This window comes from Azospirillum formosense, from assembly GCF_013340925.1.
In the GTDB taxonomy this organism is placed as follows: Bacteria; Pseudomonadota; Alphaproteobacteria; order Azospirillales; family Azospirillaceae; genus Azospirillum; species Azospirillum formosense.
On sequence record NZ_WHOR01000121.1, the window covers coordinates 1 to 16,199 of the forward strand.

14 protein-coding genes and 1 pseudogene are annotated in these 16,199 nt (G+C 67.3%); 13 read left to right on the forward strand and 2 right to left on the reverse strand.

The genetic code is table 11. The features are described 5' to 3' along the window. Positions 1-80 precede the first annotated feature (80 nt). The 12 genes from GBZ26_RS16455 to GBZ26_RS16510 all read left to right on the forward strand — a co-directional run bounded on the left by GBZ26_RS16455 (position 81) and on the right by GBZ26_RS16510 (position 14,571). A complete protein-coding gene (locus GBZ26_RS16455; RefSeq protein WP_174439757.1) occupies positions 81-548 on the forward strand; it encodes a DsrE family protein in 468 nt (155 codons plus the stop codon). Between the two features lie 331 nt (positions 549-879). Further along, complete coding sequence (locus GBZ26_RS16460; RefSeq protein ID WP_174439758.1) at positions 880-2,325, forward strand: MmgE/PrpD family protein; 1,446 nt, start codon at positions 880-882, stop codon at positions 2,323-2,325. Positions 2,326-2,555: 230 nt separating this feature from the next. Next, on the forward strand, positions 2,556-4,115 hold the full coding sequence (locus GBZ26_RS16465) for an ABC transporter substrate-binding protein (RefSeq protein WP_174439759.1): 1,560 nt from the start codon (positions 2,556-2,558) through the stop codon (positions 4,113-4,115). A gap of 13 nt (positions 4,116-4,128) precedes the next feature. Next, a complete protein-coding gene (locus GBZ26_RS16470; protein ID WP_174439760.1) occupies positions 4,129-5,085 on the forward strand; it encodes an ABC transporter permease in 957 nt (318 codons plus the stop codon). Next, a complete protein-coding gene (locus tag GBZ26_RS16475; protein WP_174439761.1) occupies positions 5,082-5,921 on the forward strand; it encodes an ABC transporter permease in 840 nt (279 codons plus the stop codon). Before GBZ26_RS16470 ends, GBZ26_RS16475 begins: the two co-directional genes overlap by 4 nt. After that, complete coding sequence (locus GBZ26_RS16480; protein WP_174439762.1) at positions 5,921-6,886, forward strand: ABC transporter ATP-binding protein; 966 nt, start codon at positions 5,921-5,923, stop codon at positions 6,884-6,886. The genes GBZ26_RS16475 and GBZ26_RS16480 overlap by 1 nt, the downstream gene beginning before the upstream one ends. Continuing rightward, complete coding sequence (locus GBZ26_RS16485; RefSeq protein WP_174439763.1) at positions 6,876-7,826, forward strand: ABC transporter ATP-binding protein; 951 nt, start codon at positions 6,876-6,878, stop codon at positions 7,824-7,826. Before GBZ26_RS16480 ends, GBZ26_RS16485 begins: the two co-directional genes overlap by 11 nt. Positions 7,827-7,858: 32 nt before the next feature. Beyond that, positions 7,859-8,674 carry an SDR family NAD(P)-dependent oxidoreductase gene (locus GBZ26_RS16490; protein ID WP_174439764.1) on the forward strand — a complete coding sequence of 272 codons (816 nt, stop codon included), beginning with the start codon at positions 7,859-7,861 and terminating at the stop codon, positions 8,672-8,674. 38 nt (positions 8,675-8,712) lie between these two features. Continuing rightward, complete coding sequence (locus GBZ26_RS16495) at positions 8,713-9,672, forward strand: LysR substrate-binding domain-containing protein (RefSeq protein ID WP_174439765.1); 960 nt, start codon at positions 8,713-8,715, stop codon at positions 9,670-9,672. A gap of 99 nt (positions 9,673-9,771) precedes the next feature. Next, positions 9,772-10,680, forward strand: coding sequence for a LysR substrate-binding domain-containing protein (locus tag GBZ26_RS16500; RefSeq protein WP_174439766.1), 909 nt, complete (start codon positions 9,772-9,774; stop codon positions 10,678-10,680). 107 nt (positions 10,681-10,787) lie between these two features. Beyond that, a complete protein-coding gene (locus GBZ26_RS16505) occupies positions 10,788-12,353 on the forward strand; it encodes an FAD-dependent oxidoreductase (RefSeq protein WP_174439767.1) in 1,566 nt (521 codons plus the stop codon). 178 nt (positions 12,354-12,531) lie between these two features. Then, entirely contained in the window at positions 12,532-14,571 is a 2,040-nt protein-coding gene (locus tag GBZ26_RS16510; RefSeq protein WP_174439768.1) for an oxidoreductase, read from the forward strand. Between the two features lie 59 nt (positions 14,572-14,630). Here the strand turns inward: GBZ26_RS16510 and GBZ26_RS16515 are convergent, their stop codons facing one another. Both GBZ26_RS16515 and GBZ26_RS30305 read right to left on the reverse strand, forming a co-directional pair. Continuing rightward, positions 14,631-15,413, reverse strand: coding sequence for a LysR substrate-binding domain-containing protein (locus GBZ26_RS16515; protein ID WP_247884827.1), 783 nt, complete (start codon positions 15,411-15,413; stop codon positions 14,631-14,633). A 2-nt stretch (positions 15,414-15,415) separates the two neighbouring features. Next, a pseudogene (locus GBZ26_RS30305) lies at positions 15,416-15,547 on the reverse strand (helix-turn-helix domain-containing protein); the annotation flags it as partial. A gap of 318 nt (positions 15,548-15,865) precedes the next feature. Here GBZ26_RS30305 and GBZ26_RS16520 point away from each other — a divergent pair. Further along, positions 15,866-16,199 (forward strand): CoA transferase (locus GBZ26_RS16520; protein ID WP_174439769.1); only part of this gene is annotated, 334 nt, incomplete at its 3' end.

A 16,199-nucleotide genomic window follows, 5' to 3' on the forward strand; every position in this document is an offset into this window, starting at 1 on the left:
CCTCCCCCTTCGGGAACAAGCGGCGGACGGGGGCATTGTGCTAGGACAGCGGATGCCCCCACAGCGGAAGGGAGGATGACATGGCGATGCGCTCCACGCGCCGGGCGGCGCTGGCTCTGGCCGGGTTCGCCGGGATGACCGCCGCCATGGCGGGGCGGAAGGCCGGGGCGGACCAGCCCGGCGTCCACCGCGTCGCCATCCAGGTCAGCAGCAACGACCCGGCGCTGATGAACATGGCGCTGAACAACGTCAAGAACATCATCGAATATTACAAGAACATCGGCGAGACGGTGGAGGTCGAGCTGGTCACCTTCGGTCCCGGCCTGCACATGCTGCGCGCCGACCGCTCGCCGGTGAAGGACCGGCTGGCGTCGCTGAAGGGCAGCCTGCCGACCCTGACCTACTCCGCCTGCGAGAACACCCGCAACGGCATGATCCGCGTCGAGCAGGGCGAGGTCCCCATGGTGCCGGAAGCCAAGCTGGTGCCCTCCGGGGTCGTCCGCCTGATGCAGCTTCAGGAAGAAGGCTGGTCCTACCTGCGCCCCTGACGCGGATTGCACTCCGTTTGGAAGAAACCTGCGGGCATGTTCCCGGAACCTCCGAAATGAGGTTCCGGATCATGAAGGATTGCCGCGACGAAGCGCGGCCCGCTGGTCTACAACGAAGATTGCAGCCCCCTGAGCAGGCCGGGTTTCAGGCCGCACAACCCGGTGCCCAAACCGGTGCCCAAACCCGGTGCCCGCTGATCCCGCGGGACGCCCCCGATCGCACAGCCGGGGCGGACCATATAACATAAACGCATACGGAATTGACAGCAGCGCATTTGATTTTATGCGCATCCCTGAATATCGTTCACTTCCATTTCCCACGGAACGAACGATGCCGACCACAACCGCAGCGGTCTCACGCTTCTTCTCGGAGTTCCAGCTCAAGGACGCGCCGACCGACGTGCGTCACGAGGCCAAGCGCATCCTTCTCGACACGTTGGGTTGCCTTGCCGGTGGGCGGGCCTGCGAGATCGCGCCGACGTCCGACAAACTGGCGCTGCTGCTTGGGCAGCGTCTGGCGTCCGGCGGCAGCACGCTCGTCGGACAGGGCAGCACCACGTTGATGTCCGCGGTCTATGGCAACGCACGCATCGCCAACGCGCTCGATTTCGACGAGACCTTCCCGGTCGGTGTTCACTTCGGCGTGGCCGCGGTGGCGGCCGCTCTGGCGATGGCCGAGGAGCGCGGCGCCTCGGGCGAGGATGTTCTGCGCGCCGTCGTCGTGGGCTATGAGCTGGGGGCGCGGATCGCGACCTACATCGGTCCGATGACCGAGGTGGTCGACGGCCAGGTGAAAGGCTTCTCGAAGGTTTGGGGCGTGGCGGCGCCGGTCGTGCTGGCCGCCATGGGGGCCGCCGCCGCGGTCGCGCGGCTGGACGAGAGCCAGTTTGCCCAGGCGATCGGACTGGCCGTCTCGAACAGCCCCCTGCCCGCGGGAGCGTTGTGGTCCAACGCGGTCGACCTGCCCAACTGCAAATATTGTGACGCCGGTTGGTGCGCCGTCGCGGGAGTCTTCGCGGTGCTGTCCGTCGAGGCCGGTTCGACGGGTTTCACCGATGCACTCGACGGCCCCTACGGCCTCGCCCGGATGTGCGGGGTGGAGACCTTCGACGAGGGGAGTCTGACGGCGGGACTTGGCAAGAACTGGCTGATTTCCAACGTCACCTACAAGCCCTGGCCGACGTGCCGCTTCACCCACTATCCCCTGACGTCGCTCGCCCGCATTCTCCGGCGCGAGACCATCGCCCCGGGCGAGATCGAGGAAATCGTGATCGAGACCGGCCCGATGGCGGCGTCGCCCCGGTTCACCAAGCCTCTGCCGCGCACCTTCGCCAGCCGCAGCTTCAGCTATCCCCATATGGTCGCCATGCTCGTTCGCGATGTCGCGGCGGGACCGAAATGGCTGGACGCCGAGAGCGTCACGGACCCGGACACCCTGAGCATCGCGGAAAAGGTTCGTGTCGTCGCGCATGAGAGAGGCAACGACTTCGCCCGGACGATGGAGGCCAACCAGATCCGCACCATGCCGGGCGGCGTGCTCGTCCGGACGGTGAGGGGTGAATTCCGCGACGAGGACGATTTCGCCCTTGGCGATCCGTGGGCGGAGCATTCCCGACTGAGCGATGCCGATCTCACGGAGAAGTTTCTCGGCATGTCGGGGAGCGGCGCGGCCGATCTCGTCGACCGGATCCTCAACGTCGAGCGCGAACCCTCGGCTCACGCGCTGATGCGGCGGCTGAACGAATGCCTTGAGAGCAGCCGTGCGAAGGCCGCCTGAGGCGTTGAACAGCCGCCTGGTCGATGCGGCGACCGTCGGCGGCGGCATCATCGGTGCGGCGGCCACCCGGCATAGGGCCGCGCCAGGACACGGCGTTCCGCTGGACGGGAGGATTTCGGCCCGGGTTCATCGCGCCGCTCCGGCCGGCCTGGGACGTCGTTGACCGCATCGGCTCGGTCGACCAGCGATCAATAAAACGATCAATAACATGCAGAACGGAGAGGCGTAGAATGAGCCCGATTACTTTCAATCGCCGGCAGGCGCTGTCCCTGGTCGCTGCGGCGGCCACTCTGCCGATGAGCTTCCGCGCGCAGGCACAATCAACGACGTCACAGTCGTCGGCGTCTCTTCTGCGAGCCGCGATCACCGGATACACGGTCATCAACACCTTCGATCCCGCCAAGGTCACCCAGCTGCCCGAAAGCTACGTCGTCTGGGCCGTGTTCAACGCGCTCGTCAAGTTCAACGAAAAGATGGAGATCGTCCCCGATCTGGCGGAAAGTTATTCTTTCATCAATCCCACCACGCTTGAGTTCAAACTTCGCAAAGGCGTGAAATTCCACGATGGAAGCGAGCTGACGTCCGACGACGTGAAGTTCTCGCTCGAACGCGTGCTGGATGAGAAGACGGCTTCGCCGAACCGCGCCAAGCTTTCGTCGATCAAGACGATTGAGACGCCGGACGCCCACACGGTTCGGATCATCACGCATGCGCCGTTTGCGCCGCTCCTGACCTATCTGGCCAACACGCGCACGGGCACGCAGATCGTGCCGCGGAAGGCCGTCGAGAGGCTGGGCGACAAGTTCGATTTCAATCCGGTCGGCACCGGCGCCTATGTGCTCAAGGAGTGGAAGACCGGCAGCGGCGTCAAGCTGGAGGCGTTCCCGGACTACTTCGACGGCGCGCCGACCTTCCAGACCGTGTCGATGCCCTTGATCGGCGAGGAATCCAGCGGGCTGACGGCCCTGCAGGGTGGGCAGATCGATCTGACCTCGACGGCGCCGTTCGCTTCCATTCCGAACCTCGTCAAGGACCCGAAGATCAAGGTCTACAAGCAGACCGGCCTGAACGTCCGCTACATCGGCCTGAACGGCCGCAAGGCGCCGTTCGACGATCCGCATTTCCGCCGCGCCCTCGCCATGGCGTTCGACCGCCAGGCGATGGTCCGCTCCGTCGTCTTCGGCGAGGGCAGCCCGGCCACCGGCCTGCTTCCGCCGGCCATCGCCAAGCCCGGCCAGCCGGTGCCGCCGTCGCTGACCTTCAACCCGGCCGCGGCGAAGGCCGAGCTTGCCAAAGCGAAGTACCCGGCCGACACCGAGATCAAGCTCCTGATCTGGGGTCCGACATGGTGGCGGAAGATCGGCGAGTTCTTCGTCATCCAGGTCAATCAGGTCCTCGGCACGAAGATCCAGATCGAGGCGGGAGAAAGCAACGCCGTCTTCAGCCGGCTGCGTTCGGGCGACTACCAGGCGGCGGTCTGGGGCTGGCTCGGCTTCATCGATGCCGACGAGTATCTGGGCGACCTGCTCGGGAAGGACGGGTCGCGCAACTTCCACGGCTACAACAACCCGGCCTTCGAGGCTCTGCTGGAGAAGGGCCGCAGCGAGGTCGACCCGGCGGTCCGGCGCGACGTGTACCGCGAAGCGGAACTCCTGATGCTGGAGGACATGCCGCTGATTCCCTGCTTCAATTCCAACGTGCACAACCTGTCGGTTCCGGCCCTGAAGGGCTTCACGCAGCTTCCCTATTCGAACTACGGCGACCAGTTCGCCAAGCTGCAACTCGGCTGAGGTTGACACTGCCATGGCTTTCGCACTCCTACGCCATGCCGTGATGCGAAGCGCCGGGGTGATGATTCTGGCCCTGATGGGGGCGGCGGTGGTTTTTTTCGCCATGCGCGCCGCCCCCGGGGATCCGGCTCTGACCGCCCTTGGCGAAGGCGCCTCCACGGAAACCATCGCGGCCTTCCGGGCGCGGTGGAATCTCGATGAGCCTCTGATCGTTCAGTTCGGGCTGTGGGTCGCAAACGCCCTGCGCGGGGATTTCGGACAGTCGCTGTCGATCGCTTCCGGAACGGACGTGTTCACGCTGTTCGCCGACCGACTGCCCAACACGCTCTTCATCGGCGTCTACGCCATCATCCTGGCGGTGCTGATTTCCCTCGTCGCCGGCACCGCGGCGGCGCTCAACCGGGGGGGGATCATCGACACCGTCGCAACGTCGATCGCGGCGGCCGGCATCTCCATGCCGGATTTCTGGATCGGCTATGTGCTCATCTACGCCTTCGCGCTCGGCCTGGGCTGGTTTCCGGCCTATGGCTTCATCTCGCCGGTGGAATCCCTGGGGGGCGCCCTTCTCAGCGGATTCCTGCCGGCGCTTGCCATCGCGGCGCCGATGGCGGCGTCCTTCACGCGGATCCTGCGCTCCGCGCTGATCGACAACGCATACCGCGACCACGTGCGCGTCGCCCGGTCGCTGGGGCACGGCAAAAGCTTCATCTTCCTGCACCATGTGCTGCGCAACGCGCTGATTCCCTTCGTCACCGTCATTGGACTCCAGGTCCGCTACCTGCTCGGCGGCACCGTGGTCATCGAGCGCATCTTCGGCATCAACGGCGTGGGATCCCTGATGATCGACGCCGCCTTCGGGCGGGATTATCCGATCATCCAGGCCTGCGCCCTCACGTTCCTGCTGATCGTCCTGCTCGTGAACATCGTCGTCGACCTGATCTGCACCATGCTGAACCCGAGGATGCGATGATCCCTGCGCTGAAGCGGCTTGCCGCAAACAAGACTGCATTGACCGGGGCGGTCGTTTCGGCTCTGGTCGCGTTCGCCGTCGTCTTCGGGCCGATGATCTCTCCCTATGACGGGGACTCCATGGACGTCATGGCCATGCTGGCGCCGCCGAGCCTCGCCCACCCGTTCGGCACCGACACGATGGGCCGGGACGTCCTGACGCGGGTCCTTTACGGAGCCAGGCTGTCTCTTCTCATCTCCATCTCGGGCGTGGGCATCGCCGCCGTTCTGGGGTCGATGATCGGCCTGTTCATCGCGTACCGGCCGGGTTTCGTCAGCAACCTGCTGATGAAGGCGTCCGACCTGCTGTTCTCGTTTCCCAGCTTCGTCCTGGCGCTGTTCCTGATGGTGGTCCTGGGCTACGGCGTCTTCAACGTCGCGCTTGCGATCGCGTTGATCTATCTGCCGATCTTCGTGAGGCTCGCGCGCAATCTCGCGCAGCTCATCGTGATGGAGCCGTGGGTGCAGGCGGCGAAACTGTTCGGCCAGCCCACCCATTCGATCCTGCTGCGGGAGCTGTTGCCCAACGCCCTTTCCCCGCTTTTGGTGCAGGCGACGATCGGCGTTGCCTTCGGCATCGTCATCGAAGCGGGGGTCAGCTTCCTCGGGCTGGGCGTCCAGCCGCCGGCCCCGTCGCTCGGGCTCGTGATGTCGGATGGGCGCGAATACTTCAACACCGCCCCCTGGGTGCTCACCATGACGGGCCTTGCCATTTCCATCGCCCTTCTCGGCCTGAATCTCCTGGGCGACGGCCTGAGGGACCTGACCGATCCGAAACTGAAGGAGCGCCTGTCGTGATGCCGACTCCTCTTCTGCGCGTGCGTGATCTGAGAACCTCCTTCGGCTCGGGCGATCGGAGAACCGAGGTCGTCAAGGGCGTCTCCTTCGATCTGAACAGAGGCGAAGTGCTGGGCCTCATCGGCGAGTCCGGATCGGGGAAGACGGTGACCGGACTGAGCGTTCTCCAGCTCCTGCCCGACAACGCCCATGTCGAGGCGGCGGAGCTGACCTACGACGGCCGGTCGCTGGCCGCGCTCGGCGCCAAGGAGATGCAAGGCCTTCGCGGCGCCGGCCTGGCCATGATCTTCCAGGACCCCGTGGGCTCGTTCAATCCCGCGAAGACCATCGGCTGGCATCTCGTGAAGGCGCTGGGCCGCCATTCCGCCGGTTCGCCCGGGGCTCTGAAGGAGGTGGCCGCCGACCTTCTGAAGCAGGTCAACATCCGGGAGCCGGAACGCACCATGGCGTCGTATCCGCACCAGCTGTCCGGCGGGATGCTGCAGCGCGTGCTGATCGCGATGGTGTTCGGGCTGAATCCAAGGCTGGTGATCGCCGACGAGCCCACGACCAATCTCGACAATCTCGTGGAACGCCAGATCCTGGAACTCATCCGGAGCCAGCAGCGGCAGCACGACACGGGCGTCCTGTTCGTCACGCACGACCTGACCGTCGCGCGGCATCTGTGCGACCGGGTTGCGGTCATGTACAGCGGCCGCATCGTCGAGATCGGCCCGACGGAGCGCATCCTCGAACGGCCGGCGCACCCCTACACGGCGGGCCTGCTGGCGACGGCGCGCTCCCTGGAGAAGCGTGATGCGACGCTCTACGAGATCAAAGGCGAGCCGGGCGCCTCGAGCTGGGCGAAGCGTTGCGCCTTTTCGGCCCGCTGCCCCCAGGCGACCGACCGTTGCACAGCCGCGGAGCCGACCGAGCACATGGTGGAATCCGGTCACAGCGTAAGGTGTTTCAATCATGCCGCATGACGTGATCGAGGTGTCGCCGGTGACCGCCTCTCCGCTCATCCGCATTCGGGACGCCGTTCTCGAATTCAAAATCGGCAACCCCTGGGGCGCCAGGCGCGACCTCCGCGTCCTCGACGACGTTTCGCTCGACGTGAACGAGGGCGAGATCATCGCTCTTCTCGGGGAATCCGGCTCAGGCAAGACCACGCTCGGCAAGGCGATGCTCGGTCTCCACCCGCTCACCTCCGGGAGCATCGAGGTCGAACCCCCGAAGGCCGCAGCGCCGCGCCGTCAGGGCGCGCACGATCTGCAGATGGTGTTCCAGGACCCTCTGTCCTCGTTCAACCCGCGCTTCACCATTGGTTCCTCGATCGCGCTGCCGCTGCGCATGCAGCGGAAGATGCCCGAGGAGAGGATTGTCGAACGGGTCGCCGAGCTGCTGGGCCGGGTCGGTCTCAACGCAAGCTTTGCTGATCGCTACCCGCATGAGATGTCCGGCGGCCAGTTGCAGCGCGCCGCCATCGCGCGCGCCCTGGCGCTGTCGCCGCGCCTGATCGTCGCCGACGAGGCGGTGTCGAAGCTCGACGTCTCCGTGCGCGCCCAGATCCTCAACCTGATCAAGTCGCTGAACCGTTCGGAGAGGATCGCGTTCGTCTTCATCACGCACGATCTCGGCGTCGCGCAGTTTCTCGCCGACCGCGTCGCGGTGATGTATTTCGGCCGGATCGTCGAACTCGGCCCCGTCGACCAGGTGATGGACAGCCCGCGCCATCCGTACACGGCGATGCTGATGAACGCGCGCAAGGGACAGGCCCCGGTGGCGGACGAGGCCAAGCGGAGTGCGAAGGGCTGCAATTTTGCCAATCGCTGCCCGCGCGCGCTCGGCAAATGCCACGAGGTCCGGCCCGAGGTGACCGCGCTCGGCGACGACCACGAATTCCGATGCTTCAATCCGGTCTAGCGGCCCAGTCCGGCGGCAAAAGAGGACATCCGATGAGAACCGAGGATCGTGCAAAGCCGTCCGTCGCCGTGGTGATCGGCGGCACGAAAGGAATGGGACGGGCCGCGTCGCTGGCTTTGGCTCGGGACGGTTTCGATGTCTTCGCCTGCAGCCGGGACCGGAAGGACGTCGATGCCCTGTGCGAGGAGGGGCGCCAGGCGGATCTGCGGATCGACGGGGCCGTCTGCGACGTCGCGGACGAAGCGGCCCTGAACGGCTTCATCGATGCGGCCGCCCAGAGGCATGGGCGCATCGACACGCTCGTCTTCGCCGCGGGCCGGGCCTATCCCGGCAATGCGCTCGACCTCACGAGCGAGGACTGGGATTCCTGTTTCCGGCTCAACCTGCGCGCGCCGTTCCTCGCGGCGAAAAGGGCCTTGCCGGTGATGATCTCCGGCGGCGGAGGCTCTCTGGTGTTCGTCTCGACGATCTGGGCCTTCACGACGCCGTGCGACCGCCTGGCCTATCTGACGGCGAAGTCCGGATTGACGGCGCTCGTCCGCGGGCTGGCGGTCGATCACGGCGGCCAGGGCATTCGCGCCAACGCGGTCGCGCCGGGCTATGTCGACACGGAGTTCCTCCGGCGGTCCATCGAAATGGTTCACGGCAGCGCGCAGACGCCGGAGGTTCTGGCGAACGTCCTCAAGGCCCATCCCATGGGACGGATGGTCCGGCCGGAGGAGGTCGCCGAGGCGATAAGTTTCCTTGCCAGCGAACGGTCCAGCGGCTTTAACGGCCAGACCTTGATCGTGGACGGCGGGGCGGCGACCAAGTTCTCACTGGCCGACGCCTGGCGCCGGAATGAATGAACGAAACGGATGAACGGCCGCGTTGGCGGGGGGCCACCATGGTGACGGATGCCGAGAAGACGCCGAAGGGCAGCGCCCGCGACATCGGCTATGGCCAGGTGCGGTTGAGCGTTCGCCAGCTCGAGGCGTTCCGGGCCTTCATGCTCGCCCGCACCACGAACGGGGCGGCCGCGATCCTCGGCATTTCCCAGCCGGCGATCTCGCGATTGATCGAACAGCTCGAACGCTCGCTGCGCTTCGAGCTGTTCGACCGCAAGAACGGCCGCCTCGTCCCGACGCCCGAGGCGGACATCTTCTTCGAAGAGGTCGAACGGACGTTCGTCTCCGTCGACAAGATCTCGGAGATCGCGCGCGACATTCAGGCGGCCCGCATGGGCAGCCTCACCGTCGCGACCATGCCGGCGCTGGCGCACGCGTTGCTGCCGACGGTCATCGCGCGCTTCGCCACGCAGCACCCGCGGGCGCGCATTTCGGTGCTGGTCTTCCCGTCCACGAAGATCGAGGAACTGGTCTCCACCCATCACGTCGATTTCGGCCTGGGCGAGTTTCCCTTTGTCCGCAGCGGCATCAACGCCGCGGAGTTCTGTTGCACGCCCTATGTCCTCGCCATGCCGACCGGGCACCCGCTGGCGGCCCTGCCGACGGTGTCGGTGACCGATCTGGCGGGCGTGCCGTTCATCTCGCTCAGCAGCAACACCGCGGCCCGCCACGCCATCGACCAGCAGTTCCTGATGGCCAACGTGCCCCTGGAGCAATATTACGACGCCCAGAATTCCGGGGTCATCGCGGGCATGATCGCCCAGGGGCTCGGCGTCGGGCTGATCGATCCCTTTACGGCGCGGGATTTCCAGGGCCGCGGAGTCGAAGTGCGGCCGTTCGAACCGAACATCCCCTTCCGCGTCGGCGTCCTCCACCCCGCCCACCGTCCGCTCTCCCGGGTCGGCCGCGAATTCCTCGGAATGCTCCAGGCGATCCGGAAGGAATGGGGGGTCAAGTAAGGCGGCCTCCCCCGGATGCCGTCCCACCCACCGCATCCGCAAGCGCATGCGTCCGCGCCGCGCAGCCGCGACACGCTCGGCGGAGCGCCAGGAAAAACCATGAACCTCAGTCACTTCGAAGCCTTTCGCGCGGTCATGCAGACGGGAACCGTAAGCGGCGCGGCGGAAATTCTCGGGCGCAGCCAGCCGGCGGTCAGCCGTATGATGGACCGCCTGGAGTACGAGATCGGCCTGACCCTGTTCGTCCGCCGCAAAGGCCGGGTATCGCCGACCGCCGCGGCGCATCATCTGCTCGACGAGGTGGAGCGTGCCTTCGTCTCGCTGTCCTCCCTGCAGGACTTCGCCCGCCGCCTGCAGGAAGGCGACGAGAGCGAGGTGGCCTGCTCCGTCATGCCGGCGCTCGGCATCGACTTCATGCCGCAGGTCATCAGCCGCTTCCTCGCCAGCCATCCGCGCACGCGCGTCACCCTGAACGTCCGCATGTCGGTCAATGTCGAGGATTGGGCGGCGACGCAGCAGGTGGATTTCGGCTTGGCGGAGACGCCCTTCAAACGGTCCGGTTTCCGCACGGAGCTGTTCAGCGAAGCACCCTACGTCGCCGCCGTCCACACCGATCATCCGCTGGCGAAGCGCGGCGAGGTCCGCGCGCGCGATCTGGCGGAGTTTCCCCTGCTGTCATGGTCTCCCTTCGCCACCGTGAACCGGATGCTGGAGGACGTGATGCAGAGTGCGGGGGTGCGGCCGCGGCCCATCTGCACCACCACCTTCTCCTCGTCCATCTGCGGCATGGTCAGGCGTGGGCTCGGCGTCGGCATCGTGGACCCCTTCACCGCTGCGGCGCAGAAGGGCAACGGCCTGTGCGTGCTGCCCTTCGTGCCGGATATCCCTTGCCGCGTCGCGCTGCTGCTGCCCGATACGCGCCCGCCGACGCCGCTCGCGAGCGCGCTCATCGCGTATGCGAAGGAGGAGCGCGACCTCCTGCTGCGGGGGCTTTTCGACAAGGCGTGACTATGCGGATCGCGCATAACGAAGGGAGTTCTTCTCATTTTGCGCAAACCCGCCGCTGCCGCCTAATGGTCTCCGATGCTCCCCGTTACCGACGAAGGTCAGAGGCGATGGCACAAACCACAGTGGCCGGCACACGGATCAGGCAGCAGGAGCTGCCATGCGATGAGCCACTGTACGACTCCGTGATCATCGGCGGCGGCATCAACGGCACGGCGGCGGCCCTGGAACTGAGCCGAGCGGGATACTCCGTGCTGCTGTGCGAGAAGGGCGACTTTGCCGGCGGCGCGAGCGGGCGGTCCTCCCGGATGCTGCACTGCGGTCTGCGCTACTTCGAAACGCCCAGCCCGGTGCGCGATTTCGCCATGCATCCACGGCGCTTCGTCTCGGCGCTGTCCATGGCCCGGGCGGCCATGGAAGCCCGGGCGGATCTGGCGCAGGACGACCGGGTGGCGACACGGGCGATCACCCTCTGCTTTCCCATCTGGCCGGACAGCCCCGTCCAGCGCTGGCACCTCTCGGCCGGCTTGCGGCTCCTGCAGGCGCTGCACACCAAGGGTCCGTCGCTCGATGCCCGCATCCTCGGCGCGGCCGAAGCGCGCCGGCATCCCATCGCGCAGGACCTGCGCGATCTCGATCGCTTGCAGGGCATGGCGGCGTTCCGCGAATACCTGTTCGTCCATCCGGAGCGCCTGTGCCTCGACGCGGCCCTGGTTGCGGAAGCCCACGGCGCGACGATGGAGCTTTTCACAACGGCGCGCATCGCCGACCGGCAGCCGGACGGCACATGGCGGATCGCGCTGGAAACGCCGCAGGGTCAGCGCCATGTCCGGGCGCGCACCGTGATCAACATGGCGGGCACCTGGATGGAGTCGGCGGGCGACATCCCCGGCCGCCTGGTGCGGGGGACCAAGGGCGCCCACATCGTCGTCCGTCTGCCGGAGCGCTACCGCGACCACGGCATCGCGACCATGCATCGCGGCGGCCATCCCTTCTACTGCCTGCCGCTCGGCGACGAGTTCTTCTACTTCGGGCCGACCGAAACCCCCTTCGAGGGCGACGCGACCGACGTCGCCGCCGATCAGGAGGACATCGACTTCCTGCTGGCCGAAGCCAACCATCTGCTGCCGGGCCTGGGATTGACGCGCGCCGACGTGCACCAGACCTGGGCGGGCGTGCGGCCGCTGACATGGGACCCGCAGCGCCCGATGGGCGCCCGCGAGCGCATCCTTCACGACCTGGAGGGCCGCGGCATGCCGAACGTCTTCGCCATGACCGCCGGCCCCGTCATGAGCCACCGCAGCGCCGGCCGCGAGATCCTGGACAAGGTTCGCGGGCGGCTCGGCAGCCGCGAGCCGGTGAACGCGCAGTCGCCGGCCAGGCCTTCGGCGTTCGGCGCGGACTCCATCCTGCCCGGCCGCGGAGGTGTGCCGAGGCAGGCGCTTCTGGATGCCGTGACGCGCGAACACGCCCGCGACCTCTACGGCGTGCTCGTGCAACGCACCGGCCTGGTCTGGCAGGGGCTGCTCAGCCGCGAGGATGCGGCTGCGGTGGCCGATGTGATCGCCGGTCCGCTCGGCTGGTCGGAAGACGACAAGGCGCGGGAGGTGGAGGCCTTCCTGGCGCTCCAGGCGCGGCGCTTCGCCCCGCCTGCGGCATCGCCAAGCCGGCCATAGGCCGGGAAAATCGGAAGAACGGCGAGAACAACGCACGGCGAGAACAACGCAAGGGGAGAGGGTTCAAGGCCGGCCCACCGCTTCCCACCGATCGACATTCCCGCGCAGAGCGGCGGCGTCCGGGGTCGCGAGGCTTCGGCGCCGCGGCCTCCCACACCCACACTGAGTATCACGAGACATGCTCGACCAGGCCATCACGACGACGCAGGACCCTCTGCTCGAAACGCTGACCATCAAGAAGACGGTCTTCCGCAACCGCATCATGAGCACCAGCCACGCCTGCGGCCTGGAAGAGGACGGGATGCCCAAGGAGGCCTACCGGGCCTACCATGTGGAGAAGGCCCGCGGCGGCATCGCGCTGTCCATGTTCGGCGGGTCGTCCAACATCGACCGCGACAGCCCCAACATCTTCCGCCAGCTCAATGCCGGTTCCGACGAGATCATCCCCCACCTGCAGCGCTTCTCCGAGGCCATGCACGCCGAGGGGGCCGCGCTCATGTGCCAGATCACCCACCTCGGGCGGCGCGCCGACCCCTACGCCCAGGACTGGCTGCCGGCCATCGGGCCGTCCGCCGTGCGCGAGACCCTGCACCGCGCCATCCCGCGCGAAATGGACGATTACGACATCGAGCGCGTGGTTGCCGCCTACGCCGCCGCCGCCCGCCGCTGCTGGGAGGGTGGCCTCGACGGAATCGAAACGCTCGCGGCCGGTCACATGATCGGCCAGTTCCTCTCGCCCAAGACCAACCAACGCACCGACCGCTTCGGCGGCAGCCTGGAAAACCGCATCCGCTTCGGTCTCATGGTCCATGAAGCGATCCGCAAGGCGGTCGGCGACGACTTCCTGGTCGGCATGCGGTTCGTCGTCGACGAAGGCATAGACGGCGCCCTGAAGGCGGACGACTGCATCGCCGCCGCCGAGATCCTCAAGCGGGAAGGGGCGGTGGATTTCTTCAACGCCATTTACGGTTCGATGGACACGGCGCGGGCCCTGACCGAGGAGAACATGCCCGGCATGGGCACACGCATCGCCCCATGGGTGACCGCCGTCGGCGCCTTCCGGCGCGAGATCGGACTGCCGGTGTTCCACGCCGCCCGCATTTCCGACATCGCCACCGCCCGCTATGCCGTCGGCGAGGGGATGGTGGACATGGCCGGAATGACGCGTGCCCAGATCGCCGACCCCTATCTGGTGACGAAGCTGGCGCGCGGCGAGGAACATCTGATCCGCCCCTGCGTCGGGGCGACTCACTGCCAATCGCCCTACCGCCCCCGGTGCCTGCACAATGCCGCGACCGGACGCGAGCTTGCCCTGCCGCACGTCATCCGCCCCACCACCGGGCCACGCCGGCGCGCGGTCATCGTCGGCGCCGGCCCCGCGGGGCTGGAGGCGGCGCGCGTTCTGGCGGAGCGCGGCCATGACGTGTCGGTGCACGAGGCCGCTGCCGAGGCGGGCGGACAGGTGCGCATCGCGGCCGAAGGGAAGTGGCGCCGCGACATCATCGGTCTGGTCGACTGGCGTGTGGCGGAACTGGAGCGCCTGGGCGTGACCGTGTCCTACAACGCCTACATGGAAGCCGCCGACGTGGTCGCGCTCGCGCCGGATCTCGTCATCGTGGCGACGGGCGGACTGCCGCAGACGGAGTTCGGCGAAGGGGCGGATCTGGTGGTCCCCTCCTGGGACATCATCGGGCGCCAGGTTCCGCCGGCGGCGGACGTGCTGATCTTCGACGGCACCGGCCGCCATCCGGCGCCGCTTGCCGCCGAACGGGCGCACACGGCCGGGTCGAAGATCCATTACTTCAGCATCGACGGCTTCCTGGCGCAGGAACTCACCTACGCCGAGCGGACCCGGTGGAAGCAGGAGTTCATCCGCATGGGGATCACGCCCCATCTGGAGCATCGTCTGGTGAAGGTGGCGCGCGCCGGCAATCGTTTCGCGGCGACGGTGCTGGATGAGCTGACCCACGACCTGCGTGAGATCCAGGTCGACCAAGTCATCGTCGAGATGGGGACGGTGCCCATGGACGACCTGTTCGAAGGGTTGCGGAGCCACGCCGGCAACCGCGGCGTCACCGACATTCCGGCCCTGCTGGCGAACAAGCCGCAGCCCATGCGCCACGAAGGGTTCGAGCTGCATCGTATCGGGGATGCCGCCGGAAGCCGGAATGTCCATGCCGCCGTGCTCGATGCCCTGCGGCTGGCCCATGTGTGCTGAGGCTTCGCAAGCACGGCGGCACCATCCCTGAGTGAGCCGGACCCGCCGGACAGCCCGCCTCAGCTTGGCGTCGCTGTGCCGGCGGGTTCGGTGCAGGTCACCAGGAAATCGATCAGACGCTGCGCCGACGCGTCCAACTCGTCCCCGGAGCGGGTGCAGATGGCCAGCTCGCGCCGGGCCCACGGCTCGTCGAGCAGCAGGAGCGTCAGCCCGAAGGCGGCGACCAGCGGTTGCGCCGCCAGCTCCGGCAGAATGCCCAGCCCCAGCCCGTGCCGCACCATCTGGCACATGGCCTCGAAACTGCGGACCTGCACGCGCACCCGCAGGGTCTGCCCGCTGCGGCGCGCCTGATCGGCCACGAGCCGGTGCACGGCGGTCGCGTGGTCGAGCGTGACGAGTTCTTCCTTGAGAACCGACGCGAAGGCGACCGGCCCGCCCTGGGCCAGCGGATGGTCGGACGGCACGACGATGGCCAGGCGGTCTTCGGCGTACATCCGGGTGCGGAGCTGCCACAGGTCGCCCCCCCGCACGATGATGCCGATGTCGGTTTCCTTCTGGTAGAGCGCCTCGACGATCTCGACACTCGGGCGCTCCTGCAGCTCCAGACGGATCGAGGGGAGGCGCGGGCGAAGGCGGACAGGTCGCCGGCCAGCCGCTGCACCAGCGCCGAGCTGCTGGCGAACACCCGCACGGACCCCCGCACGCCGGCACGGTAGTCGGCCAGTTCGGCGTCGAGCTGCTGGTTCATCGCCAACACCCCGCGCGCGTAGCGCAGCACCGCCAGCCCCGCCGGGGTCGGCTCCACGCCGTAGGGCAGCCGGTGCAGCAGAGCGGTGCCGCAGCCGTCCTCCAGGATCTTCATGCGCCGGCTCGCCGCCGACAGGGCGAGGTTCAACTGGCTGGCGGCGCGCGTGATGCTTTTCGTCTCGCACGCCCGCAGGAACAATAGCAACGTCTGGACATCGTGCCGCACCATCCACCGCCCCTTCCCGCTTGAGGATCCCAGGGGCGGCTTTCCACCGGCCGCCTTGTCCGATTCCGCACGCAACCAGTGTGCAGCAGCCCCGACACCGGCACACCGGCGCTTCCGCCTTCGAATTCCGCGAAGGCTGACTACAGGGAAATCTAATTCGTTTGTCCAGCAAACAAATGATACCGTTTTCTCCAGAGCGCATTTTGGCCGCCGAGCGGCGGCCGGGTGCACGGGCAGGGATGGAAACGAGGGCGATCACACATGGCCGCGTCGAGCACACCCCATGAACGAGCCGGCACCGGTCCGGCACCGAGCCGGCCAATGGCGTCGGACGCCCTGGCGAACCTCCGCGTGCTGGACCTGACGCGGGTGCGGGCCGGTCCGACCTGCTGCCGCGTCCTCGCCGACTTCGGTGCCGACGTGATCAAGATCGAGGCGCCGGCCGGGGCCGACCCGAACGACGGCATGAACGGGCCGCGCGACGGTTACGACATGCAGAACCTCCACCGCAACAAGCGCTCGCTGTCGCTCAACCTCAAGACGCCCGAGGGCAAGGCCATCCTCGGCCGCCTCGTCCGCACCGCGGACGTCGTGGTCGAGAACTACCGCCCCGACGTCAAGCACCGCCTGGGCATGGACTACGAGACGCTGCGGG